Genomic DNA, 24,245 nt, shown 5'->3' with positions numbered 1-24,245 from the left:
AATTACATTCATTCGATATTTTTTGCCTTCTTCCTGCACAACTACATAAATAAAAAGCGACGACTAAGTTAAAAACTTAATCATCGCTTTATCCATTTCTCTGTTTCACTAAAATGCTGTCCTTTAAATACTTCTCTTCTTTACTTTGGCGATATACTATCTTAAAGTTTAAATACTTCAACATTTTAAAACCTTGGATAGAGTTATCTGCTAAATATTCATCCTTTTTCTTCTCCAAAATTCATTACATAGAATATTCTAACTCCATTTTTTTGAAAACTATATCTCCTCATTAGAGCACTTTATATTATGCCAGCTTTTTATCCCAAATCTATTACCTTATATATGGACAAGTATACACGCCAATTGCTTTTCGATTGCATAAACTACTATGTGTTATACATTTATTAATAATAGGAGGTAATATATTGGGTTCATACTATCATTCTTCAAGTTCATATAAAAGATCTTCATGCCACTCTTCTTCTAGTTCATATAAAAAATGTTCGTGCCATCAATCTTCCAGTTCGTATAAAAAATGTTCATGCGACCATTCACATAAATCATCTAAGCCTGCTTACGGCACTTTTTGGCAAACTGAGTTTATAACTGTTCCTTTTGGAGGTTCTTTTCCGTTTAATCACGTTGGCCCTTTGGCAGGGGGAGTTTCCTTATTAAATCCGACTACTATACAATTTAGTAAAGCTGGTGATTATAGAATTTCTTTCATTTCAAGTATTAACACTACGTTAAATCCTGTATTTCCCCATATTCCAGTCATAACTATATTTTTAAATAATAATCCACTTGCTAATAGTCAAGGTGATTTCGCTTTTCAAATGAATACTTCATCAAATAACGAATGCCTTCAACTAGTTGGCGAAACTATTGTTACGGTGCCTGCTAATTCAACTCTTCAACTTAGAAATAATAGTGGTTTTAATCATCAAAGTATTGTAACTTGTGATAATGGTATAAATTCAGTTGAATTAACAGTTACAAAACTAAGTTAATATTATTCCCTCACATTCAGATGCTAACTCAGCATCTTTTTTATTGCATAACGTTTTTTTTATTCCTATCGTCCTCTTATAGAACATAAGCTCCTATTTCACTTTTCTATTCATCTAATAAACATGAAAAAGTGCCGAAATCCTTCTTCCACAAGAATTCGGCACTTTTTTTATTAAAACCGATTCATTCTTTCCTACTTCTCCACATAAACCGATTTAACTATCGTACGATTATAAGGTTGTCCTTCCTTATTCATTCCTTTCATATCAATTGTAACGTTATATACACCTGGCTGTTCTATATTTTTCAAAGCACCTGTAAATGTAGTTGTATTAATGTTTTTCGATTCATTTGATTCAGAAACTAATTTTCCATCTTTATTAATTACTCGTACTGTTACTGAAAGATCGCCTTTCATTTCTGGAGCTACAGGTGATTTTTTGAGTTTATACTCTGCTTTATTTACTTTAACCTTTGCCGGCATTTGAAGGACGAACGGAGCATCTTTTTTGTAATCGGTCACGATTAAATATGCATCTTTCGGCTGCTTCGCCATCATTTTAACTTGCCATTCTCCTGCTTCCATTTTATCAAATTTAAATGTTCTTATAGTGGCTCCTTTAAAGAGAGATTCACCTTCACCAGTAGATACAGCACTATCTTTATTTGTATAAACTTTTCCTTTTGGAGATATTAGTTGTATTTCTACATCTGAAGAAGCTGTTAAAATAGAAACTACCCCTTCTGCTTTTTTATCAACTGCGACAGTTTGTCCTACCCACTCATTTTGTGACAACTCTCCTCCTAAAATAGCTTGATTAGAAGTTGTGTTTAATTGTTCTGCCTTATCCTCTGAACTATTACTCGGGGCTAATAAAGCTGGTACTGGTACATTTACTGTCCGTAAATATGGTTCAATTCGTGCGAAAACGGCTGAACCTTTTCGTATATTATCATGATCAAATCGTGAATCTGTAAATAAATGTGTTCCATATGGTAACTTAGCACTCCATTCGTTCACCAATCCATCATTAGAACCGTATGATGACAAATACAACCCGCCCATAGATAGTGCTGAAAAAACAGGTCCCCAGCTTGTCCCAGTAGCCGTATAGTAACGGTTTAATTTAGCTGCAGGATTATTATCTATTGTAGAACGAAACTTTGCCATTTCACCTATTTGCAATGAATATGTCCCATCATCTTTTTGACCTAATATAGAGGCAAGCCATCCTGCCCACCAACTATATGATAAATCCGCTAAATTGGATCCGTAATGCGGAGTGGCAAGCGTAATAACATTTCCAACAAATCGATTCGCTCCATATCCAACTAACGCAGCTTGTGTATCAATACCACCTTTACTGTGAGCTACAATATTTACTTTTTTGCCAAAATGATTATAAATCTCTTCAAGCTTTTGTGCTAACAATTTTCCATTGTCCCATTGGCTAGCTGATCCTTTCCCCGCGGCATCATATAATTGAATAAATACAGTTTGATAGCCTGCTTTCAAAGCATAATCGTACATATCATTCATCTCATGATATACTGTCTTTCCATACCAACTATCCACATTACCATTTCTTCCTTGTACAAAGAGAATTGGTGTTTTATTCTCATCATAATTAGCAGGTTTCTGACCTAAAAACCATTCTCCAGGAGTAAATACTTCTTGATTTGGAAAGCCAGTCTTAAGCTCTGTTACAACCTCTGCGTGTACATTTGCACTAAAAACCAGCGGACTCATAAAACAAAGTACAATAAATAATGCGATACTCCTTTTCATAATTCCCATTAACATCCCCCTTTTTCTCCCGAAAGAAAACGCTACCATTACGTTGAACACCAATTGTTTTAAATTCCATTTAATCAATTACTTTTACGTTACAATATAATAAGAAATTAATAGCCGCATTCCTTTCTTATCAAACGTTATTCTCTCAACATTTCTTCATTCCTTTTTACAATAAGCCTTTTGAATATTTCTCAATAAAGCTTTCTCTTTACAAAAAAACTGCGTATAAAAGGTCTCTTTAATAACCTTTTATACGCAGCTTCTTTGTTTAAAACTCGATGATGTACTCATCATCATATTTATCGTATTGCAAACCCGCTCCTATTTTGAATTCTGTAACTTGATCTCTTAGAAATGGTGCATCTTCTATTTTACTAGTTGCTATTTCAATCCCATATTTTTTTGTTAAATGCGCTAATTCTATTAAAAACCATTCTCTTCGTAATACGACTGGAATATCATACGTTCGTCTTTTCATATATACTAGCACCTCTTTTATTTTCATTATTGAAAAGAATATCACTTCTACTTTCGATACACTTTTTAAAACTATCGTTCATCATCGAAGGCCAATGAAACATTATAGTATATGCATGTCCGTTTTAAACGTGCTATGGCAAAAATAATATTAAAAAACTTAAAAATCCTTATTTAGTTTACATAAAAAAATTATGTAATAGTAAAAGGGGAAGGCTTGTCCCTCATCCTTTTACTATCAAAAGCTAAATTAAGAACATCTTGGTACACCTAAAGCTAAGAATAAACCTGCTACTCCTGCTGTAATTGGCACTTTCAACGTAATAACATCGTCTACTTTTGTTACTAAAAAGTAAGCATTCCCTTCTTGTAACACACAATTCACTAATAATTGAAATTCCATTCAAATCTCCTCCTTTCAATCGATATACCATAATTTATGAAATCTCTTTCAAAATGTAATAGTAAATATATCTATTTTTCCTTATATACAAAACAAATGTTTATACGTCTATTAAAAATATTAATTTTCTAAATTAATATAAAACGTGTAATATCCAATAAATCCCTATATAATCAATAGAGAAAATCTTACAAATGGAGGTATGAAAATGGCAGTTTTGAGTAATATTGGTGCAGCTTTATTTTTTATTGCTTTTATCCTTTTAATTCTTTGCATCATCTCGTTCTTTAAGAAAAATGGTAAAGCAATACGATATGGTCGTTCTACCGTTATTCTTTTTATGATTTCAATCGTCTTAATAATAACTGGCGCAGAGACTTCTAATCACCCAATCGTTGAATTCTTTTCTATTTTAAGCTTTGTTTTATTTATTTTCTTCCTCGTACTAGCAATATTATCTGTAATTAAAAAGACAGGTGTTGCAAAAAAACAATTTATCATTACAGCTGTTTTATTTGTCATTTTTGTTGTGCTATTAGGTATTTCAGGTCCTTCTTCTGAAAAAACGACAGCAACGAATAAACAAGTTGCTTCTAATAGTGAAGAGAAAAAAGATGACGAAAAGAAAAAGGAAGTAGAAAAGAAAGAAGCGGACGAAAAAACTCGTAAACAACAAGAAGATGAAAAACGCCAAGCCGAAGAGCAAGCTCTTAAGCAAGAAGATGAAAAGCGTCTAGCTGATGAACAAGCTCGTAAACAACAAGAAGAGCAAAAACGTCTAGCTGATGAACAGGCTCGTAAACAACAAGAAGAGCAAAAACGCCAGGCTGATGAACAAGCTCGTAAACAACAAGAAGAGCAAAAACGCCAGGCTGATGAACAAGCTCGTAAACAACAAGAAGAGCAAAAACGCCAGGCTGATGAACAAGCTCGTAAACAACAAGAAGAGCAAAAACGCCAGGCTGATGAACAAGCTCGCAAACAACAAGAAGAGCAAAAACGCCAGGCTGATGAACAAGCTCGCAAACAACAAGAAGAGCAAAAAGTACAGCAAGCTCAAACACAACCAGCTGCAGGTAACAATAGTAATGTAACTTACAAAAATTGTACTGAAGTTAAAAACGCTGGAAAAGCTCCATTATATAGAGATCAACCAGGTTATAGCTCTAAACTTGATCGTGATGGCGATGGAGTTGCATGTGAAAAATAGTAGTAAAAAAGAAGCTTCTAGTAAGCTTCTTTTTTTATTATCAGAAACTATTGCGACGGATTACCCTCCCTCTCCCTTTTATAAAACTCATTTTATTATTCTCAAAAATGACACATAATAAGTGATTTAAATCACCACATTAATTTTAATTTATCGCTATTCTTAATTTAGATATTACATTTAAATTTTATGGAGGCATTCATATGAAACATACATTTACTGAAACTTCAATTATCGGTGAGATTGTAACACAATTCCCGAAAGCTAGTGATCTTTTTAAATCATATAGAATAGACTTTTGTTGTGGTGGTAGTAGACCACTTATTGACGCAATTAATGAAAGAAATTTATCGGCAACAGAGGTAATTACAGAGTTAAATACACTTTATAATAATACGAAACTATTAAATGAATCTGAAATTGATTGGAAAAATGCTTCTTATCAAGAATTGATTGATTATGTTGTAAATAAGCATCATCGCTATTTAAATGAAGAGTTGCCACAGCTAAGTCCATATGTGACGAAAGTATTACGCGTTCATGGAGCAAATCAGCCTCATTTAGCTCAAATTCATAAACTATTTCATGAACTTAAAATGGAATTAGAACAACATTTAATTAAAGAAGAAACGGAAGATTTCCCATTAATTTTAGCATTCGAACAAAATCCAACTGATGAAAACTATGCGAAGTTACGTAAAGTAGTAGATGAGCTCGAAAATGAACATAACCACGCTGGCAATATTATTAAAGAACTTCGTAAGGTGACAAATGACTTTACTCCACCAGAAGGCGCTTGCGGCACTTATCGACTTGTTTACCAACGTCTTGAAGCGCTAGAGTCTGATTTATTTGAGCACATTCATTTAGAAAATAATATTTTATTTCCACGTGCCATTACGAGAGTATAAATCAAGTGCAGGACATGAGTGTAAATACTTATGTCCTGCTTTTTCATTTTGCGAAAAATATCCACATCCCCCTCACACAAATCCGAATTTTAACAATTTGTGAATCATTGTCAACTACCCCCACTGAGATAAAACGTTTCAGTGGAGGCTTGAGTTAGAACGCTAGGTCTTTTCGTCTATCGCTAGACAGTTTGACGCTCTAGAATTCATGCCACCTTAAGGTAACACCCCAAGTAAGTTTTTGGTTGGTACTAGAAACGAACAATCGTTTCCCCACTTGCACCACCCTTTCGAAAAAGAGCAATTCTTCCTTGTAGAAGAAGCCACCACTCAGATGAACCCGGCGTGTGCTACAAGCCCCGACAAGTCGAGTACACATGGATGGTTGACACACCCACTAAGCTATGCGCGAAGCAAAAGCCCTACGTTTTTGCACTTTTAATAGAATCGGCGTTTTCACTTTGAGATTGTCATCCAATTGTACAATTTTTGATTTTTCCAATGTATTCAATGCACCATTAATATCAGCATGGATACATGTTCCTGCTTTACTTTGGTACAGACCACGAGTGATTCGTTTGCCACTAAAGCGATAATGCGTCCTATCATCCTTATCCCAAACTGGGACCCTATCTTTATCAAGAAAACTAGCTTTTGAAGTATAGCTTTCTTCTTGTTTTAAAAATCGGATGCCTTCTTTTATACATTTATTCTCAATTGCTGCAATCAGTTTATGAAATGGGATTTGAGCAAATTTTTGATTATTCTTTTTTCCCATATCAGATTTTTGTTTCCAACCAGCGTTATACCCTACGACAACAGTATCTATGTTGAATGCTTTCACTTTTTCGAACAACAAGCCTACAGTTTGTGAAATGTAACCATTTATTTGTCTTTCTCGTTTATGCCAAAGTGCAGCCATTTTGTTCGTTACAACTCGTTTTGAAAGTCCATTTTCCACATTTTTCAGTTGCAGATTACGTATCATTTTGTTGAAGTACTGGTTAATGGATTTAAGTTTTTTTCCATCAATTAAAAATGTGTCACCTGTATTTGTTGCGCAACTTACTAATCTGTCTACACCTAAATCGCAACTCAAAGCGTTACTAGTAGTCGTGGATTGCTTCTTCATTTGAGAAACGTGCATTTCATATGTGTAATGCACCTCAAAGAACCGACCTTTTTGCTTCGGTACAATCTCAATGTAGGAGATTTTTTTATTTCTTACGTTTTTAGGCATACGTATTTTAATGGAACCGAATTTTTTTCTGAATGCAACATTCATCGGAATCATCCAATACCCGTTATTATCAACTTTTGGAACTTGATAGATTTCAATGATTCGTTTGTCAGTGGAACGGGAATAATTCGGAAACTTAGGACGACCTGTGAAGGTTTCAGGTTTTTTCTTCCACTGTTCCATTGCTTTAAAAAAGCTCTTCACTTCTGTAAATAAGGCTCTACGAATCGCTTGAACAGAGTTTGATTGAATACCCCAGTAGTTCATATCGGTTTGCATGGCAGTGTCCACTTCTTTTACAGTAGCCATCTTGTTATTATTCAAATAACTTTGTTTAATCGTGTACAATCCAACATTTCGCAATGCTTTAGAACTATGTGACATGCGTTGCAGTAAGCGAAATTCTTTAGCTGTGAGACAAGCTCGTCCGATATTCTATTTCTGCGTGAATCGTTGCATGGTTTCTCTTTTCTTTTGTTTACGTAATACTTTCACTGCTTTCTTTCTAGCCATTGTTTTCACCACCTTTCTTAGAGAGTCCATTAAAATTATTTCTTTCCTAAGATAGTGTTTTATCTTAGGAAAGAAATAATTTTGTAACTGTTAATTACTTTTGACAAATCAATATTTGGAACGAAACGGAACAAAATGTGAACATGTTCTTCATCGTAATTACATTTGGCTCAAGTAACCGAATGATGATTATTATCCAATTTCGTTATCTTACGATATATTCCCTCCTTATCTAAGGGCGGATTATATCGCAAGACAAAAAGAAATAAATATTCGCCCCCGGGAAAATTATTATGAACCAAACAAAAGTGTTTGGTCTATTGAATGATAGCAATTCATCTCCACCTGAATTGTTGGGTTTCACCCGTAACACAAATTAGATGGAGTCTTCTTGCCGAAAGGGATAAAAATGTGATAAATATCACATCTCCCTCTTTTTAATTTTCTATAATAGAAATATAATCCTTTGTTCAACATTTCACATAAAAAGGGGAAACGAAAATGAAAAAACGTTTAGTTATGATCGGAAATGGTATGGCTGGCATACGTTGTATGGAAGAAATATTAAAACATGATAGTAATTTATATGAGATTACTATTTTCGGAGATGAACCACATCCGAACTACAACCGTATTATGCTCTCTCATGTATTACAAGGAAAAACAAATATGCAAGATATCATTATGAATCAATACAGTTGGTATGAAGAAAATGAAATAACTTTGTATACAAATGAAAGAGTTCAAAGTATTAACCGAAAAGAAAAAATTATTATTACAGAAAAAAATCGTACTGTTACATACGACAAACTCATTATCGCAACAGGTTCTAGTGCTTTTATTTTACCAGTTGAAGGTTCCACCCTTCCTGGTGTAACAGGATTTCGAACAATTGAAGATACACAATTTATGATGGATACCGCTAAAGAAAAGAAAAAGGCCGTTGTCATTGGTGGTGGATTACTCGGTTTAGAAGCCGCAAGAGGTCTTATTGACTTAGGAATGGACGTACATGTTGTTCATTTAATGCCTAGCTTAATGGAGCAACAACTAGATACGAAAGCATCTTCCCTATTGCGTGAAGATTTAGAAGCGCAAGGCATGAAGTTTCTAATGGAAAAGAAAACTGTAAAGATTCTTGGTACAGACCATGTTGAGGGCATTCAATTTGAAGATGGTGAAGTTGTAGATTGTAATTTAATCGTAATGGCTGTCGGAATACGCCCAAATACTCAAATAGCAAAAGATGCTAGTTTACTTGTAAATCGCGGCATTGTAGTCAATGACTATATGCTAACGAATGATGAATCCATTTATGCAGTTGGAGAATGTGCAGAACATGACGGTATCGCATATGGACTTGTTGCCCCTCTTTATGAACAAGGCGCAATATTAGCAAAACATATAACGAATTTACAAACTAATGGATATACGGGCAGCATCGTCGGTACACAGTTAAAAGTTGCAGGTTGTGATTTATTCTCTGCTGGTCAAATTTATGAAGATGATCAAACGAAAGCAATTTCAATCTTTGATGAATGTAAACGTTCCTATAAAAAAGTATTAATTCGTGACAATAAAGTCGTCGGTATCGTTTTATATGGTGATGCAACTGATGGTACACGCCTCTTTAGCATGTTAAAGAAAGAAGAAGATATACAAGAATATACAGCCGCTTCCCTTCTTCACAAAGCTGGTGAAGAAAGTGAACTTGACGTTGCTACAATGAGTGCGGATGACACAATTTGTGGATGTAATGGCGTTACGAAAGGTACAATCGTTCATGCCATTTTAGAACAAGAGTTAACTACTTTTGAAGAAGTTAAAGGATGCACGAAAGCCGCAGGGTCTTGTGGTAAATGTCGTCCGCTTGTGGAACAAGTTCTAGCTCATACACTCGGAGATGCTTTTGATGCTTCTGCGCAGTCTGCTGGTATGTGCGGATGTACAACTTTATCACGTGACGAAGTCGTAGCCGCCATTCACGAGAAAGGTTTAAAATCGCCAAAAGAAGTACGAAATGTACTCGGTTTTGCACATGAAGACGGCTGTTCGAAATGTCGTCCTGCTTTAAATTACTATTTACGTATGGCGATTCCGGAAGAATATGTAGATGATAAATCATCCCGTTACGTTAATGAAAGAATGAATGGTAACATCCAGCACGATGGTACATTCTCTGTTATTCCACGTATGTACGGAGGCGTTACAACCGCAGATGATTTAATGAAAATTGCTGAAGTCGCAAAAAAATATGACGTTCCTCTTGTGAAAATTACAGGTGCGAGCCGAATCGGCTTATATGGTGTTAAGAAACATGATTTACCTAACGTATGGGCTGACTTAAATATGACTTCTGGATATGCGTACTCAAAATCGCTTCGTAATGTAAAATCATGTGTTGGTTCTCGCTTCTGTCGTTTCGGTACGAAAGATTCATTAGGACTTGGTATGCTCCTTGAACAGTCATTAGAAATGGTAGATACACCTCATAAAATGAAAATGGGTGTAACAGGTTGTCCACGTAACTGTGCGGAAGTACTTACGAAAGATTTCGGCGTTGTGTGTGTTGAAAATGGATTCCAACTGTATATCGGTGGAAATGGTGGTACGGAAGTACGCGAGGCTGATTTTGTAATGATCGTCCCTACTGAAGACGATGTCCTTCGCATCGCTACAGCTTACATGCAATATTATCGTGAAACTGGTATTTACGGGGAGCGTACTGCCTATTGGACAGAACGATTAGGCTTCGATCATATAAAAGAAATACTACAAGATACAAGTATGGTCACGATGTTAAATGATCGTTTCCAAACAGCTCGTAGCACATATACGGAAGCTTGGGGAGAAGCACTAGAAACGAAGTCTTTAAAAGCGATGTATGAAGTAGAAACTGTGAAATAAGGAGCTGTGATCTATATGATACAAACGAAAGAAAAAATAAAAGTTATGCGTGCGGAAGACCTTCCTATTCAAATCGGTAAAGAGGTACAAATGAAAGACATGTCTATCGCCCTATTCCGCCTTTCAAATGGTGATATTCGAGCTGTAGAAAATCGGTGCCCTCATAAAAATGGACCGTTAGCGGAAGGAATTGTATCTGGGGAATTCGTCTTTTGTCCACTGCATGATTGGAAAATCTCATTACTAACAGGTGAAGTTCAAAAACCTGATGACGGCTGTATCCAAACGTACGAGGTAGAAGTTATTGATGGTGACATTTATATAAAGTGAAACTTTAATCAGCGGGGATTGGTTCATCCCCCGCTGATTATTAGCCCTCACCAATCGGGCTTTTACGGGCAGGTGATCCCTACCTAACTACTTTGCTTTCGCTGAATTTTGAGGTAGGGGTCTTACTGCCCTGCAAATAGCGGGATAAACATGTAATTTACGAAAGGAAGCCTCCTCTGGCTTCCTTTTAAATAAAAAATGATGAGGTGCGATTATGAACGGATATGTATATTTAGTTGGTGCAGGACCAGGGGATGAGGGGCTTATTACAAAAAAAGCGATAGATTGCTTAAAGCGTGCAGATATTGTCTTATATGACCGCTTATTGAACCCTAACTTTCTTAGCTATACAAAGCCAACTTGTGAACTTATTTATTGCGGTAAAATGCCAAAGAATCATACTATGCGTCAAGAAATGATTAACGCCCACCTCCTTCAATTTGCACAAGAAGGAAAAATCGTTGTCCGCTTAAAGGGCGGAGATCCATCTATTTTTGGCCGTGTTGGTGAAGAAGCAGAAACTTTAGCAGCAGCGGACATTCCATATGAAATTGTACCAGGTATTACATCTAGCATCGCCGCTAGTAGCTATGCAGGTATCCCCCTCACCCACCGTGAGTATAGTAATAGCGTTACTTTACTAACTGGGCATGCAAAAGGTCCTTTAACCGATCATGGAAAATATAATTCATCCCACAATAGCGATACAATTGCCTACTACATGGGTATAAAAAACTTACCTACAATTTGTGAAAATTTACTACAAGCAGGAAAACAAGAAAATACCCCCGTAGCAGTCATTGAGTGGGGTACAACTGGAAAGCAACGCGTTGTCACAGGAACACTTTCAACCATTGTTCCTATCGTCAAAAACGAAAATTTTTCTAACCCTTCTATGACAATTGTTGGTGATGTCGTTTCCTTACGGGATCAAATCGCTTGGAAAGAACGTAAACCATTGCATGGTAAAAAAGTTTTATTTGCATCCGCAACAAATAAAACCAGTTTCATGAAGCAAAAGTTACAAGAATGCGGTGCAGAAACATATCAAATTCCAACTTTCAAAAGGGAAGAATACACATTAACATCTGAACAAATCAATGAAATTTTTAACGTTGATCGCCTTGTATTTTGTTCAGATGAAAGTGTAGAAATCTTGATGCGATCATGTAGTAAGCACCAGAAAGATATTCGTTCCTTACAGGCGAAACTGCAGTATATGAACGTTGCCACTCAAGAAAAACTTATGCAATATGGGCTACTAAGTAAACAAGCAGAGTTCTCTTCCGATACAACTGTTTATTTAGGCAGAAATATTAATCGAATTGGTTTTATTCAAGAAAAAATTGGTGCTGGGTCTTATATGATGACTCATGAGTATACAATTGATCATCGCTTCGATGAAATTCATTCTCGTATGCTTTCTGAATTCTCATGGGATAGCATTGTATTTGAAGGACGTGCTTCAATTGATACATTTTTATCAGAAATAAAACGACTTGGCTTTATCGATATTCTTACTCTTCCCTTCTCGTATACCGACATTCCAACGTTACACTATGCGAATAAAGTTGGTTTTCATAATGTAGATGAACAATTACAAGACATGATTATGAAGAAAGATTTGGTGGTACGATGAAAGGAATTGTATACGTTGGACACGGTAGTCGCCTGCGAGAAGGTAATGAACAATTCATTCACTTTATTCAATCTGTTATGAAAGAACGTAACGAAAGGAGTCAAAAAATAGCTTTTCTAGAACTAACGACACCTACCATTTCGGATGCAGTTACAGAAGCAATACTAGAGGGTGCAACTGAAATAATGATTGTACCTGTTTTATTATTTGCAGCAGCTCACTATAAACGTGATATTCCTTTTGAAATAGAGCAACTACAAAAGAAATATCCTCAAATAACATTTTCAGTTGTACCACCTTTTAGTACGCATCCACATATGGTTGAACTTGTAGTGAAAAGAATACTTGAAACTATGCCAAAGCAAGATAGTAGCGTTTTACTCGTAGGACGAGGCAGTAGTGATCCACAGCCGATACATGAGTTACAACAAATCGGAGCAGCGGTCGAACGAAAACTCGGTATGCCAGTATCGTGCTCCTTTTTAACGAAAGGAACGCCCTCTTTTACTGCTGAGCTCAAGGCTATAACATCGACTGCGTCCCGTGTATATGTCATGCCGTACCTTCTCTTTACCGGATTGTTGCTTCAAAAAATTAAGTTGCATACAAAAAAATATGATCACGTTACGACTTGTAATTGTCTTCAATTTGATACATATATGAAGTTGGCATTATTAGAACGAATGGAGGAATGTGTGTATGTATAATATGTATCCTCTTATGTTTAATTTAGATAAAAAAATTGTTGTTATAGTTGGTGGTGGTAAAATCGCATATCGGAAAGCGTCTGGATTAAAAGATACAGGCGCTTTTGTCACCGTTATCAGCCCAGAGATTTGTGAGGAAATGAAGGAACTTCCTTATATTACTTGGAAGCAAAAAACTTTTAGTAATGATGATATTAAAGATGCTCATCTTATTTATGCAGCTACAAATCAACATGATGTCAATATGATGGTCAAACAAGCCGCACATGATTTCCAATGGGTTAACGTTGTAAGTGATGGCACAGAATCATCCTTTCACACACCTGGTGTCATCCGAAATGATGAATATATTGTAACTATTTCAACTTCCGGTAAGGATCCATCGTTTACAAAGCGTTTGAAGCAGGAACTAGCATCTATATTTCCTAAACTTATAAAAAAGCTTTCTCGTACTCACAAATAATAATCTATTTCTTAGCTAAAATAGTAATTACCTTTGGACAAACGTTTTTTAGAAGCGTTTGTTCTTTTTGTTTTGGTTCCTTTTTTGAATTAAGCCGCTTGATTATCAGACATGGTACAATTGTAAACGACACCCAATATATCAAAAACTGTTTTCTTCTCATATCGATGGGATTTCCGTCCATCATTTACCGCCTCAATTCTATCCGTTTTTGCACGTATATTCAAAACAAAATATATGACAAATAAATAACGACAGTTACTGTAATAATGCTGAAAAGTGTTGAAAATAAAACGATTTGTGCATGTAGTTCAGGCTCTATTTGATACTCCATAGCAATAGTTGCTGTATTTCTTGAAGTAGGAAAAGAACTTGCAATAAATAATGATTGTGCAACAATACCATCAATGTTTAGTAGGTATATCATGGCAAGTGCTAATAATGGTCCCATCAATAATCTTCCAATTAAAGCCCATGTTATGACTCGATTGAAAAAATTAAGCTTAATGTTGGATAATTGCGCTCCTAGCAATATGAGTGCTATTGCAACAAAACTATTCGCAAGCTGATTAAGAGGTAGAAAGATAGAATTAGGTATTTGAATTGTAAAAGATTGAAAGAGAACCCCTAATATGAGTGCATGGAATACAGGCAGTCTTAGAAATGATTGAATAATACTTCCGATTGTTTTTGTTGCTGATAGTAAGTTATATATCCCATATGAATAAGTTAAAAGATTCTGGAAAATCACAATGAAAATCTGAATGGAAACCCCCACTGGATTGTGACTAAAAATCAATTGACTTACTGGTAATCCATAATTACCGGAATTCATTAACGAAATGCTATTTTTTAGAGCTGCACTTTCTCCTTTTTCTAACTTTAATGTTTTTGAAATGAAATGACTTACTATCATCACACTCAGACTGTAAAGTATTAAATAGTATATTATCTGGAGCAACAAACCTGTTTCTATACTAATATCATATATATTCACAAATACAGCCGCTGGCATCAAGCAATAAGTAATAAGTGTAGATAGTTGCTTTAAGTTAAATTGGAACTTTCTTTGTAAGATTGCACCAATTAGAATCAATATTAATATTGGTAATATCACGTCTAATATAATAAAAACAAACATTTAATACCCCATTCTAAATACATTATAGTTGGATTAAACTCTTTACTAAATATGGATACAGTTAATTCAAATGTAGCCCCTGACGCTACCCAAAATACCATTTGAAAGCATTCGTATACAGGATTTTATCGGTAGCTTGTTCATCAAATAGCTGTTGAATCAATTTGATATCTCCATACTCAAAAGGTCTTTTTGCTCTTGTAGATGGTAAATCTGTTCCAAACATAAGTGCATCTGGGTTAACTTCATAAATCGACTTTAAGGCATTCTCAACATCTAATTCGACACGACCAAAACCAGTAGCTTTCACATGTACCCCTTTATCAACTAGTTTTAATAAATGTGGTAAACCTTCTTCTGATAACCCTAAATGGTCAATTGATATAGCTGGTAATTTTTCTATAGTGGATGCAATTTCGGGCAACTCTTTTGCATCCATATAAAGCTCACTATGCCATCCTACTAAATCATGAACTCTTCTAGCAAAGTAATCCAGCTTCGATAAATCTTCTGAACCACCTCTTTTAATATTAAAGCGTAATGCTTTTACCCCATTTTCATTTAAATTTAGTATTTCTTCATCCGTCACTGTAAAAGGTAATTGTGTTACGCCACAAAATGTTGAACCCAACTGTTTTAGTGCCTTTAATAAATATTCTTGATCAAACCCTTGGAAAGAACCAGATACGATCGCTCCACCAATTACATTCAAATTAGGAGTTTCATTCTGATAATCTTCTACAACAAAGTTGGGTGGAAAATACCCTTGGTTCTCAATAATCGGAAAATTAAAATCAATAATATGAAAATGTACATCAAAAATTCTCATTTCATTTCCCTCCCCTCTCTTTTCTTTAACATATCAAATATGACTCATAAAGAAAATTATGGATTATTTATACAAATTCATAATTTTATCTTATCGACCTAAACTTTATTCTTTATTTTAAGTGTACTTTTTCACAATATCCATTAGCCTTACGAAAAAATCTGGTCCTAAAAAATATGAAGTTTTTTCTTGTTATAAATACCGTCATATGTTTTTGGAATTTCAGAATATTTAAATCCACCAATATTTTTTTGTACAGATTAATAGATATCCTTTAGAAAGGAGCGACTATTTATCGATTCGTTAGCGATCAATAGTCATCGTTTAATTCAAAAGTTATTATTTTCGTTCTCGATATATTCCGAATGTTTTATGAGGATTTTTCGTTTGTTCATTTCAGTCTTATAACAATCGTACTGTTGCTTTTACTTTGGAAACTTTCAATAGACAAAAAACAGAGTTCTCGATTGTGGAATTAGATTTAAGTTCATACATTTATCTCTTAATATCTTTATCTGTAGGCAAAACAATTGCAGCTATTATATAAAGTAACACCGTAAATCCACTAGTAAAAAAGGCTGATAATGCAGTGACTATGCGAAGGATACTTACATCAATTCCATACTTATCGCTTAAGCCACCTAATACACCTGATACTTGTTTATCTTGAGTGGACTTATATAATTTTTTCATCTAAACACCCCGATCCAATTAAGTATTTGTATGCTAAAAATTAGTTCTATCTTCGGAAGAGATTTAAAATTTCTTTAACTAACCCTTTAATTGAATAACATCTGATATCTATATTTTAACATAAAATTCCATAAAACTTCTGTTTTTCATTTTTAAACCACATTATTTTAGAATACAAGTGTTTGTTAAGTTAGCAATAAAAAACATATCGAAGCCTATTACTAAAAGAACCCTCCTAGATTACTTTAGGAGGGTTCTTTTTCTTTATTAATGATTCTTTAACATCACTAACAGCTTCTCTTGGCTATACATCCATACTGTAATGATTAAACAAGCAAGTGCGACTTCTGATAACGCCATAAATCCAATTGCATAATGACCTGTTAGTTGGAATAGTAACGTTAAAATTAATGGTGGGAAGAACCCTCCTAATCCACCTAAAGCTGACACAACCCCATTTACAATCCCTGCTTGCTCAGAGAAGTACATTGGAACAAGCTTAAAGATTGTACCATTTCCAATACCTGCACAGAATGCGACTAGTAAGCAACCAAACGTATACACGTTCATACTAGGCATGAATGATAAAACAATACCAGATAGTGTTAAGCCGATAAATACGAAGATTAATATTTTAAATGGATTAAATTTATCACCGAGCCAACCACCAATCGGGCGCATCATTGTTGCTAATACGATGAATCCAGCTGTCCGCATGCCTGCATCTACTTTCTCTAATCCGAAGTGAGATACTAAAAAGTTTGGTAAATATACTGTAAATGCAACAAATGATCCAAATGTTAAAAAGTAAAAGATACATAGAAACCAAAGTTTTTCATTTTTATATACACCTTTTATTTGTTCCATTAATGGTGTATTCACCTTTTTTTCCTTACGATCGCCTAATAAAAAGTTCATAAGTGCAAATGCTGCAAGTAAAACTAAATAACACTGTACTGTTGTTCTCCAGCCAACTGATGTCGCAATTACAGGTGCTAAAAATGAAGTAATTGCTGTTCCAGCGTTACCCACACCGTAAATACCATTTACAAAACCGTGACTCTCTTTCGGGAAGTATTTCGGTAGAGAAGTTACTCCTACAGAGAATACAGCACCACCAATCCCTACAAATAATCCACCAATAATTAAATCCATCATAGAATTGGCAACACTAATGTAAAAGACAGGGAATAATAAAAGTATAAAACTAATAAAGAACAATTTTCTTGCTCCGTAACGATTTGTCCAATAACCAATTGGAATGCGAAGAATAGAACCTAAAATAACCGGTACTGCTGTGACCATAGAAATTTGTCCCGCAGTTAATGGAATATCCGCTTTAATATATGGCATTAATGATGATAAGATAACCCATACCATAAAACCGATAACTAGATTAGAAGTTTGTAAACTTAATTGAAAATTAGGACTTTTCATCCTGTTCCCTCCTATGTATGCATAGTTATATTCATTCTCTCCAGCCTAATCACGTCCTAACATGATTAGGCTGAAAAGAATCAACCACCACTTACTGGCGGAATCATTGCTACTACATCGCCAGTTTGAATAATGTCATCCTCATTTGCATACTCTTCATTTACGGCGACCATTATCTCGTTTGAAATCGCTACGCTGTATTTCTTAATGAAAACTTCCTTTAGTTCAGCAACCGTAATATTTTCACAATCTATGTACAAGGCCGGCTTACTTGCTTCTTCTTGCAAATGTGCAAATAATAGTACTTCAATCATGTTCTCATCTCCCTTTCAGGCTCACCATTTGCATATGCTATTTTCTCTAACTGATCACCTATCCATGACTCACCATCTTCCCAAAACTCTTTCTTCCAAATCGGAACAATTTGTTTTATACGCTCCATAATATATTCGTTCGCCTCATAGGCTGCTTTCCGGTGTGGTGTTGAAACGGCGACAACAACAGCAAAATCAGAAATTTCCAATGTACCAATGCGATGTGTAATTGCTACATATGTCCCAGGCCACTTCTCTTCTACTTCATTACCAATTTTCTCAAGCTGTTTTTCCGCCATTGTTTTATATGCTACATACTCTAAATATAGCGTACGACGTCCTTTCGTAAATTCTCTGACGGTACCAATGAAAGTAGTAACCGCACCACACTCACACCGAATTACTTTGTTTGTAACTTCTTCAATTGAAATAGGTGTATCAATTACTTCATAATACGTATGTGTCATTTTGCACCTCTTACCTTTGTATAAGTTAGCAATCTATTTTTCTATTACTTATATGATCGAAGTGGTTCTTTCCACGGCCACTCACTTCCTATGTTCGATTCCAATAATAATACCGAAACAATTATTCCTGCTTCAAATCCTCTTGTTCCTCCCGGCAGGACGATAAATGCATTCGCCTCTGCAAGTGAAGAAATTGCACTAGATTTATCTAAACCAACTGGTGTAGCTTGCAATTTGCCATCTACAATTTCTACTCTCCCTCTGACAAAACGAGTAAATGGGTTTGCTTTCGGAAAATCTTTCTGTAAAATCGCTTCTGCACGATATACATGCGGATCTTTTCTTTGCAAATATGTTCGAATAACTGGTCTAACATATAATTCACATCCAACATAACAAGCAGAGGGATTACCAGATAGACCAAATAATAGTTTTCCTTCTAGCTCAGCTACAGTTGTCACGCTTCCTGGTCGCATCGCTATTTTATTGAAAAGTACATTAGCTTGTAATCTCTCATAAATAGCAGGTAAATAATCGTAGTCTCCTACTGAAACGCCACCAGTTGTAATTAAAATATCGACTTCTTTTATTGCTCTTTTTACGGTCTCATAACACGTCTCTAAATCGTCAGCAAATTGTCCATAATAGCGTACAATTCCACCTGCTCGCTCAATTTGAGCAGCAATCATATAAGAGTTACTGTTTCGAATCTTCCCTTGTTTTAGTGGTTCATGTACTTCTAAAAGTTCACTTCCTGTTGTTACAACCCCAATAACCGGCTGTTTTACAACATGTACGGAACTATAACCAAACGTAGCAAGAAGCGCCGCTACTCCAGGGTTAATAGAAGTCCCTTTTTTCACAAGTATGGCATTTTGTTTTACATCTTCTCCTTTAAAAGAAATGTTATCACCAGCAGCAAAAGAGCGTTTTAATTTCATATAAGTCTTTTCTTTTTCTTCAAATCCTTCCGTTAGCTCTAACATAACAACCGCATTACATCCTGCTGGAATTGCAGCTCCTGTCATAATACGTACAGCTTGAAATGCTTTCACCTCTTCTCTAAAAACAGAACCTGCCCCGATCTCACCAATCACTTCAAACTGAATCGGGTTACTGCTATTTGCTTCTTTTGTATCTTCCGCTCGAATCGCAAATCCGTCGTACGGAGAGCGATCGAAATGCGGGACATCATGATCTGCAATAACATCTTCTCCAAGCATTCTACCGTAGCTGTCTATAAGAGAAACCTTTTCTATTTCACCTTGATGAGCATACTCCATTATGCGTGCAACTGCTTCTGCTACTGGAATTGGTTTACGTTTTTCTAGCATTCTTTTTTCACCTCGTTTTGATAAGGATAAATTCTCTTTCTGTTCATCCTATATATTTTGCGTATAATCGTTTTGCCATTTTTACATCATTTGTCCCATGAATAAATGCCCTACCGTCTGTAAATAAAACAAAACGATATTCATCTACTAGAAACGATAGTAAATATGGAGTTTTTTTGACACTCACGCTTTTTTGTAAGCGATTTCGAACTTCTTCTAAATTAAGAACTCGCTTTATCCCTGGACGGATTTGAACTGTATTCCGCCCGCATAGCACTTCAGTTTTCATCTGTGATCCAAATGTTAAATTTGGGTAAGTGCGTACATTCCCACAAGATGGACATGTACTTTTCTTCTGCCTATTTACTTTTAATGAGAGATATTGATTGTTCCAAATATCAAATGATAACATCGTTCCCCTTAGCGCCTGAAAATCATTCACCAATATTTTCATCGCTTCTGTCACTTGGTGAGCAACGACCATTTGCACAGCCGGCTGAATGATTCCTGCTGTATCACATGTTGCACCGCCCATAGGATGATCCATTAGGCAGCGAAAGCATGGTGTTTCCCCCGGAAGAATTGTATACGTTACACCGTAACTTCCAATGCATCCACCGTATATCCAAGGTATATTTTCTTTTTGCGAAATGTCATTTATAAGTAGGCGCGTATCGAAATTGTCAGTCGCATCTAATATAAGATCCACTTCTTTTGTTAACTCTTCTATTTCTTGCATTGTGACATCCGTTACAATATGTACAATTTCTACTTCAGAATTAATCTTTCTTAAATGTTCTGCCGCTGCAATTGCTTTTGGTTTACACTGCTGTGCATCTTCTTCTATATATAACTGTTGCCGCTGTAAATTACTCCATTCGACGTAGTCACGGTCAGCAATTGTCAACTTCCCAATCCCCATCCTAACGAGCGCTTCCGCATTTGCAGCTCCTAGTGCACCCGCACCGATTAGGAGCACATGTTTTTTTCTTATTTTTCTTTGTCCCATTTCACCAATTCCAGAAAACAATACTTGCCTTGAATATCGCTCTTGCATATGGAATCCTCCTTTCGCTATCCACCAATATAAGACATTTCAACTTTTGGACGTTTATTTGTACTTTCAGCCGTTCTTTCATCCGAATACCGATCTGTTCTGCACTCCCATGTATGTTGGAGAATTTTTAATAATGAAGCATCAGAAATATTTTCTCGAAGAAGCGTTCGCAAATCAGTTCCTTTCGTTCCAAATAAGCACGTAAAAAACTTACCGTCTGCCGATATACGAGCTCTCGTACAAGAGGAACAAAAAGATTCAGAAACAGAAGTAATAAATCCAACTTCTGCATCGCTCCCTACATATCGATACAATTTCGCAACTTCTCCAAAGTAACGAGGTTTAACAGGCTCAATCGGATATACACGATTAATTTTCTCTATTAATTGTTCCTTCGTAATAACTTGTTCAAAGTTCCATCCGTTCGTACTGCCCACATCCATAAATTCGATAAAACGAAGCTGAATTTCTTGTTCTTTAAAATAACGAGCCATAAGAAGAATTTGACTATCATTCATCCCTTTTTTTACGACCATATTTACTTTTACTTCTAATCCAGCTGCCTTTGCTGCTTCAATTCCTTTCAATACAGGTTTTGTACTTACATTTCGTCCATTAATTTTTCGGAAGACATGATCTTCTATCGCATCTAAACTAATGTTTACACGTTTTAATCCCGCTTCTTTTAATGCCCTTGCCTGTTTTGCTAAATGAATACCGTTTGTTGTGAGTCCAATATCCTTTAAGCCTTCTAGCTTTGCAAGCCTTGCAATTAACTTCGGTAAATCTTTACGCAATAAAGGTTCACCGCCAGTAAGTCTAATTTTATTAACACCCATACTTATAAATAATCTCGCTAACCTTTCTATTTCATCGAACGTTAATAAAAACTCTTCCTGTAAAAAAGCATAATCAGGTCCGAACACTTCAGCTGGCATACAGTACGTGCACCTAAAATTACAACGGTCAATAACTGAAATACGTAAATCTTGAAGTGGCCGCTCTAAAGAATCTTTCATCTTCTCGTGCATATATATCCCTTCTTTTCTACTGCAATCATTAGTAAGCTTTCAAATTTTTTATTTGCCTTCATTATAAAAAAGAAGCTACATATTCAATGTGACTTTTCTCACATTACTTTCCCCATTCAAAAATTCTTCACAAATCTGTTCGCATTTTGTTCACATCTTCAGTCCCTACTCCTTACGGTCATTGAAATTTTACAACAATTTTGAAATAGCTCTTGCATTTTCAGCATACTTACACTCAAAATAGGAAATGTATTGCTTATAAGAAGAAAGGTGATTGCTGTGACAAACAGTATGAAATTATCTCAAGATTTAAAGGAATTACTTGCATCTGTTGAATATAAAATGCAAATTAAAAAAGGAAGTTTTATTTTTCAAGAAGGTATGGAGGCAACCGAACTCTATATCATCCACTCTGGAAAAGTGCAAATCAGTAAACTTAGTGCTGACGGACAAGAATTAACACTTCGCATTTGTTCACAAAATGATATTATTGGGGAATTAACATTGTTCACGGACGATGCGAAGTATTTATTAAATTCAAAATGCCTTGAAGATGTTGAAGTAGGCGTTATAAAGCGTGAAGCGTTAGAAAGAGAATTACTCCAAAAGCCCGCACTTGTATTTGAATTTATGAAATGGATTAGTGAACATTTAAGAAGAATGCAAACGAAGTTCCGAGATCTAGTATTACACGGCAAAAAAGGTGCCCTATATTCTACTCTCATTCGAATGACAAATAGTTATGGTGTGTTAAAAGAAAATGGGATTCTCATCGATTTACCATTAACGAATCAAGAACTTGCAAACTTCTGTGCAACTTCGCGTGAAAGCGTAAATCGAATGTTAAATGATTTGAAAAAAAAAGGTACGATTTCTATTCATAAAGGAAAGATTACAATCCATGATTTACAATTTTTAAAATGTGAAATTGCTTGTGAAGATTGCTCTGCCTCTGTTTGTAGCATAGAGTAGCATCTTATTTAGATGCTACTCTTTTTCTCTTGCATACAGTTATTTCCTAAAAAAGACGAGGCCTTCCATTAGACCTCGTTTCATGTTAGTTGCTAACTTCTATTCGTTTACTGTGGCATTATTTTTTCAATTCATTAGGAATACGTCTTCTGTAAATCACATAACTACGACTTAAGTATTTAATTGGGGCACTAAATACATGGACAAGTCTAGTAAATGGCCATACTGCGAATAGACCCATACCTGCAATTATATGAATTTTAAACCATACTGGTACTTCCATCATATATTCAACTTTCGGTTGGAAAATAAAGAGACTTCGGAACCACGGACCGATCGTTGTACGATAATCAAACCCTTTTGAGTCGATATTTAAAAAGGTTGAAGAAAGTCCCGCTAGCATTACGATTAGTAATAAAATAAGCGCAATATAATCTCCCCTTGTACTCGTTGCAATGATGCGTTTTACTGTTACACGGCGGTACGTTAATATAATTAAACCGATGATAGAAGCAACACCTGCCGGAAGCCCGAAACTAATTGCCATTATATGATACATATGCTCAGAAATACCTATTGAACGGTATACAGACTCTGGAATTAAAATCCCCATAACATGACCACCAATGACGAACATGATCCCAAAGTGGAATAATAGACTTCCGATTCGGAGCATTTTCTTTTCTAATAGTTCACTAGATTTTGACGTCCATCCAAATTGATCATAGTTGTATCTGAAAATATGTCCACCGATAAAGATTGCAAAAATGATATAGGGAAACAATACCCAAAGAAATTGATCCATCATTTTGACAACTCTCCTTTCTAATTTGCCTGTACACCCCATGTATTGATAGCGAGTAGAACAGCGGCGAGAATTGGTTCATACATACAGTTTGCTTCTTTTAATTGCCCGTGCAACGCTTGTATATTTTCCGTGTATTTACTCATAATTGGTTCGCTATCTTTTTCATTCGCGTTTGCAAGAAACTCAAGTAGAAGCGGTAAATAATCAGGTAGTTCTTTATCTGTTACGTTAAAACCAGATTTTTGATAATGCTGTTTTAACTCTAATAATTCAATTCCACGCTCTCTTTGTTCACCTGTTTTCATGTAGGTAAGATACATATTTGTCTTCTTTCCAAAGTCGAATGTATAGACGTAAGAATCAATAAGTTGATTGTCTGTTTTATTTAGCGCTTCTTTTATAAATGTTGTAAGTGATGCTCTGATTTCTTCCTGTTCAATTTCTTGAATCTCTTCCTGTAATTCTAGTAAAGCTTCCCTCCAACCTAGTTCAGGATAGGAGAGAAGAAAAGAAGAACAAGAAAAAGCTGTTTGTAAACTTTGTTTCATAG

General features: G+C 35.4%; 24 protein-coding genes and 2 pseudogenes. 9 read left to right on the top strand and 17 right to left on the bottom strand.

The genetic code is table 11. The features are described 5' to 3' along the window. Positions 1 to 88: 88 nt before the first annotated feature. Positions 89 to 238 (bottom strand): hypothetical protein, encoded by a 150-nt coding sequence (locus JFU54_RS29495; RefSeq protein ID WP_002012544.1) that lies wholly within the window; start codon positions 236 to 238, stop codon positions 89 to 91. Positions 239 to 428: 190 nt separating this feature from the next. Here JFU54_RS29495 and JFU54_RS26615 point away from each other — a divergent pair, with 190 nt between their 5' ends. Continuing rightward, on the top strand, positions 429 to 1,013 hold the full coding sequence (locus tag JFU54_RS26615) for a hypothetical protein (protein WP_002127124.1): 585 nt from the start codon (positions 429 to 431) through the stop codon (positions 1,011 to 1,013). Positions 1,014 to 1,207: 194 nt separating this feature from the next. On the opposite strand, the gene JFU54_RS26610 is transcribed toward JFU54_RS26615, so the two are convergent. The 3 genes from JFU54_RS26610 to exsG all read right to left on the bottom strand — a co-directional run bounded on the left by JFU54_RS26610 (position 1,208) and on the right by exsG (position 3,692). Next, a complete protein-coding gene (locus JFU54_RS26610; RefSeq protein WP_374100991.1) occupies positions 1,208 to 2,818 on the bottom strand; it encodes a lipase family alpha/beta hydrolase in 1,611 nt (536 codons plus the stop codon). A 262-nt stretch (positions 2,819 to 3,080) separates the two neighbouring features. Further along, complete coding sequence (locus JFU54_RS26605; RefSeq protein ID WP_002085943.1) at positions 3,081 to 3,290, bottom strand: hypothetical protein; 210 nt, start codon at positions 3,288 to 3,290, stop codon at positions 3,081 to 3,083. 249 nt (positions 3,291 to 3,539) lie between these two features. Continuing rightward, complete coding sequence (gene exsG, locus JFU54_RS26600) at positions 3,540 to 3,692, bottom strand: exosporium protein ExsG (protein WP_000395676.1); 153 nt, start codon at positions 3,690 to 3,692, stop codon at positions 3,540 to 3,542. Between the two features lie 208 nt (positions 3,693 to 3,900). Here exsG and JFU54_RS26595 point away from each other — a divergent pair, with 208 nt between their 5' ends. Both JFU54_RS26595 and ric read left to right on the top strand, forming a co-directional pair. Continuing rightward, positions 3,901 to 4,902, top strand: coding sequence for an excalibur calcium-binding domain-containing protein (locus JFU54_RS26595; protein WP_201067075.1), 1,002 nt, complete (start codon positions 3,901 to 3,903; stop codon positions 4,900 to 4,902). Positions 4,903 to 5,105: 203 nt separating this feature from the next. After that, entirely contained in the window at positions 5,106 to 5,813 is a 708-nt protein-coding gene (ric, locus tag JFU54_RS26590) for an iron-sulfur cluster repair di-iron protein (protein ID WP_201067069.1), read from the top strand. Between the two features lie 397 nt (positions 5,814 to 6,210). On the opposite strand, the pseudogene JFU54_RS26585 reads toward ric, so the two are convergent. After that, positions 6,211 to 7,566 (bottom strand): annotated as a pseudogene (locus JFU54_RS26585) (RNA-guided endonuclease TnpB family protein). 71 nt (positions 7,567 to 7,637) lie between these two features. Continuing rightward, a pseudogene (locus tag JFU54_RS29920) lies at positions 7,638 to 7,727 on the bottom strand (transposase); the annotation flags it as partial. A 340-nt stretch (positions 7,728 to 8,067) separates the two neighbouring features. Here JFU54_RS29920 and nirB point away from each other — a divergent pair. The 5 genes from nirB (at position 8,068) to JFU54_RS26555 (ending at position 13,612) form a co-directional block, all read left to right on the top strand. Next, entirely contained in the window at positions 8,068 to 10,473 is a 2,406-nt protein-coding gene (gene nirB / locus JFU54_RS26575; protein WP_201067062.1) for an NADPH-nitrite reductase large subunit, read from the top strand. Between the two features lie 15 nt (positions 10,474 to 10,488). Then, complete coding sequence (gene nirD / locus JFU54_RS26570) at positions 10,489 to 10,803, top strand: nitrite reductase small subunit NirD (protein ID WP_002031610.1); 315 nt, start codon at positions 10,489 to 10,491, stop codon at positions 10,801 to 10,803. A 214-nt stretch (positions 10,804 to 11,017) separates the two neighbouring features. Continuing rightward, positions 11,018 to 12,442, top strand: a complete 1,425-nt coding sequence (locus tag JFU54_RS26565; RefSeq protein ID WP_201067055.1) for a uroporphyrin-III C-methyltransferase — start codon at positions 11,018 to 11,020, stop codon at positions 12,440 to 12,442. Further along, positions 12,439 to 13,149, top strand: a complete 711-nt coding sequence (locus JFU54_RS26560; RefSeq protein WP_201067053.1) for a sirohydrochlorin chelatase — start codon at positions 12,439 to 12,441, stop codon at positions 13,147 to 13,149. The genes JFU54_RS26565 and JFU54_RS26560 overlap by 4 nt, the downstream gene beginning before the upstream one ends. After that, positions 13,142 to 13,612, top strand: a complete 471-nt coding sequence (locus JFU54_RS26555; protein WP_201067051.1) for a precorrin-2 dehydrogenase — start codon at positions 13,142 to 13,144, stop codon at positions 13,610 to 13,612. The genes JFU54_RS26560 and JFU54_RS26555 overlap by 8 nt, the downstream gene beginning before the upstream one ends. A 223-nt stretch (positions 13,613 to 13,835) precedes the next feature. Here JFU54_RS26555 and JFU54_RS26550 read toward each other — a convergent pair whose 3' ends face one another. The 9 genes from JFU54_RS26550 to moaA form a co-directional block, all read right to left on the bottom strand. Further along, entirely contained in the window at positions 13,836 to 14,753 is a 918-nt protein-coding gene (locus tag JFU54_RS26550) for an AEC family transporter (protein WP_098635329.1), read from the bottom strand. 85 nt (positions 14,754 to 14,838) lie between these two features. Continuing rightward, positions 14,839 to 15,582: an amidohydrolase family protein gene (locus tag JFU54_RS26545; protein WP_201067049.1), complete on the bottom strand. Its 744-nt coding sequence runs from the start codon at positions 15,580 to 15,582 to the stop codon at positions 14,839 to 14,841. A gap of 495 nt (positions 15,583 to 16,077) precedes the next feature. Then, the gene (locus JFU54_RS26540; protein WP_000737853.1) at positions 16,078 to 16,275 is read right to left on the bottom strand and encodes a PspC domain-containing protein; all 198 of its coding nucleotides are present in this window, start codon (positions 16,273 to 16,275) and stop codon (positions 16,078 to 16,080) included. Positions 16,276 to 16,542: 267 nt separating this feature from the next. Beyond that, entirely contained in the window at positions 16,543 to 17,712 is a 1,170-nt protein-coding gene (gene narK, locus JFU54_RS26535) for a nitrate transporter NarK (protein WP_002031603.1), read from the bottom strand. Between the two features lie 80 nt (positions 17,713 to 17,792). After that, positions 17,793 to 18,026, bottom strand: coding sequence for a molybdopterin converting factor subunit 1 (moaD, locus tag JFU54_RS26530; RefSeq protein ID WP_201067043.1), 234 nt, complete (start codon positions 18,024 to 18,026; stop codon positions 17,793 to 17,795). Next, on the bottom strand, positions 18,023 to 18,493 hold the full coding sequence (locus JFU54_RS26525) for a molybdenum cofactor biosynthesis protein MoaE (protein WP_002127097.1): 471 nt from the start codon (positions 18,491 to 18,493) through the stop codon (positions 18,023 to 18,025). The genes moaD and JFU54_RS26525 overlap by 4 nt, the downstream gene beginning before the upstream one ends. A 44-nt stretch (positions 18,494 to 18,537) precedes the next feature. Further along, positions 18,538 to 19,827, bottom strand: coding sequence for a molybdopterin molybdotransferase MoeA (locus JFU54_RS26520; protein ID WP_201067041.1), 1,290 nt, complete (start codon positions 19,825 to 19,827; stop codon positions 18,538 to 18,540). Positions 19,828 to 19,870: 43 nt separating this feature from the next. Further along, positions 19,871 to 20,884, bottom strand: a complete 1,014-nt coding sequence (locus tag JFU54_RS26515) for a molybdopterin-synthase adenylyltransferase MoeB (RefSeq protein ID WP_201067039.1) — start codon at positions 20,882 to 20,884, stop codon at positions 19,871 to 19,873. Between the two features lie 17 nt (positions 20,885 to 20,901). Further along, positions 20,902 to 21,915 (bottom strand): GTP 3',8-cyclase MoaA, encoded by a 1,014-nt coding sequence (gene moaA, locus JFU54_RS26510; RefSeq protein ID WP_002168528.1) that lies wholly within the window; start codon positions 21,913 to 21,915, stop codon positions 20,902 to 20,904. Positions 21,916 to 22,194: 279 nt separating this feature from the next. On the opposite strand from moaA, the gene JFU54_RS26505 reads away from it, so the two are divergent. Beyond that, a complete protein-coding gene (locus JFU54_RS26505; RefSeq protein WP_201067037.1) occupies positions 22,195 to 22,887 on the top strand; it encodes a Crp/Fnr family transcriptional regulator in 693 nt (230 codons plus the stop codon). 118 nt (positions 22,888 to 23,005) lie between these two features. On the opposite strand, the gene narI is transcribed toward JFU54_RS26505, so the two are convergent. Both narI and narJ read right to left on the bottom strand, forming a co-directional pair. After that, on the bottom strand, positions 23,006 to 23,695 hold the full coding sequence (gene narI, locus JFU54_RS26500; protein WP_002031592.1) for a respiratory nitrate reductase subunit gamma: 690 nt from the start codon (positions 23,693 to 23,695) through the stop codon (positions 23,006 to 23,008). Between the two features lie 17 nt (positions 23,696 to 23,712). Beyond that, entirely contained in the window at positions 23,713 to 24,243 is a 531-nt protein-coding gene (narJ, locus tag JFU54_RS26495; protein WP_002031591.1) for a nitrate reductase molybdenum cofactor assembly chaperone, read from the bottom strand. Between the last annotated feature and the right edge of the window lie 2 nt (positions 24,244 to 24,245).

The sequence above is a fragment of the Bacillus sp. TH19 genome (assembly GCF_016651075.1).
Classification (GTDB): Bacteria; Bacillota; Bacilli; order Bacillales; family Bacillaceae_G; genus Bacillus_A; species Bacillus_A mycoides.
The sequence above is the reverse complement of the archived record's forward strand: the minus strand, read 5'-3'. Positions and strand labels throughout refer to the sequence as shown.

What these genes read in the sequence shown, in the direction of transcription:
- JFU54_RS26610 (WP_374100991.1), bottom strand. Translation starts at nt 2,818, where the DNA reads ATGTTAATGGGAATTATGAAAAGGAGTATCGCATTATTTATTGTACTT.
- JFU54_RS26605 (WP_002085943.1), bottom strand. Translation starts at nt 3,290, where the DNA reads ATGAAAAGACGAACGTATGATATTCCAGTCGTATTACGAAGAGAATGG.
- exsG (WP_000395676.1), bottom strand. Translation starts at nt 3,692, where the DNA reads ATGGAATTTCAATTATTAGTGAATTGTGTGTTACAAGAAGGGAATGCT.
- JFU54_RS26595 (WP_201067075.1), top strand. Translation starts at nt 3,901, where the DNA reads ATGGCAGTTTTGAGTAATATTGGTGCAGCTTTATTTTTTATTGCTTTT.
- ric (WP_201067069.1), top strand. Translation starts at nt 5,106, where the DNA reads ATGAAACATACATTTACTGAAACTTCAATTATCGGTGAGATTGTAACA.
- nirB (WP_201067062.1), top strand. Translation starts at nt 8,068, where the DNA reads ATGAAAAAACGTTTAGTTATGATCGGAAATGGTATGGCTGGCATACGT.
- nirD (WP_002031610.1), top strand. Translation starts at nt 10,489, where the DNA reads ATGATACAAACGAAAGAAAAAATAAAAGTTATGCGTGCGGAAGACCTT.
- JFU54_RS26565 (WP_201067055.1), top strand. Translation starts at nt 11,018, where the DNA reads ATGAACGGATATGTATATTTAGTTGGTGCAGGACCAGGGGATGAGGGG.
- JFU54_RS26560 (WP_201067053.1), top strand. Translation starts at nt 12,439, where the DNA reads ATGAAAGGAATTGTATACGTTGGACACGGTAGTCGCCTGCGAGAAGGT.
- JFU54_RS26555 (WP_201067051.1), top strand. Translation starts at nt 13,142, where the DNA reads ATGTATAATATGTATCCTCTTATGTTTAATTTAGATAAAAAAATTGTT.
- JFU54_RS26550 (WP_098635329.1), bottom strand. Translation starts at nt 14,753, where the DNA reads ATGTTTGTTTTTATTATATTAGACGTGATATTACCAATATTAATATTG.
- JFU54_RS26545 (WP_201067049.1), bottom strand. Translation starts at nt 15,582, where the DNA reads ATGAGAATTTTTGATGTACATTTTCATATTATTGATTTTAATTTTCCG.
- JFU54_RS26540 (WP_000737853.1), bottom strand. Translation starts at nt 16,275, where the DNA reads ATGAAAAAATTATATAAGTCCACTCAAGATAAACAAGTATCAGGTGTA.
- narK (WP_002031603.1), bottom strand. Translation starts at nt 17,712, where the DNA reads ATGAAAAGTCCTAATTTTCAATTAAGTTTACAAACTTCTAATCTAGTT.
- moaD (WP_201067043.1), bottom strand. Translation starts at nt 18,026, where the DNA reads ATGATTGAAGTACTATTATTTGCACATTTGCAAGAAGAAGCAAGTAAG.
- JFU54_RS26525 (WP_002127097.1), bottom strand. Translation starts at nt 18,493, where the DNA reads ATGACACATACGTATTATGAAGTAATTGATACACCTATTTCAATTGAA.
- JFU54_RS26520 (WP_201067041.1), bottom strand. Translation starts at nt 19,827, where the DNA reads ATGCTAGAAAAACGTAAACCAATTCCAGTAGCAGAAGCAGTTGCACGC.
- JFU54_RS26515 (WP_201067039.1), bottom strand. Translation starts at nt 20,884, where the DNA reads ATGCAAGAGCGATATTCAAGGCAAGTATTGTTTTCTGGAATTGGTGAA.
- moaA (WP_002168528.1), bottom strand. Translation starts at nt 21,915, where the DNA reads ATGCACGAGAAGATGAAAGATTCTTTAGAGCGGCCACTTCAAGATTTA.
- narI (WP_002031592.1), bottom strand. Translation starts at nt 23,695, where the DNA reads ATGATGGATCAATTTCTTTGGGTATTGTTTCCCTATATCATTTTTGCA.
- narJ (WP_002031591.1), bottom strand. Translation starts at nt 24,243, where the DNA reads ATGAAACAAAGTTTACAAACAGCTTTTTCTTGTTCTTCTTTTCTTCTC.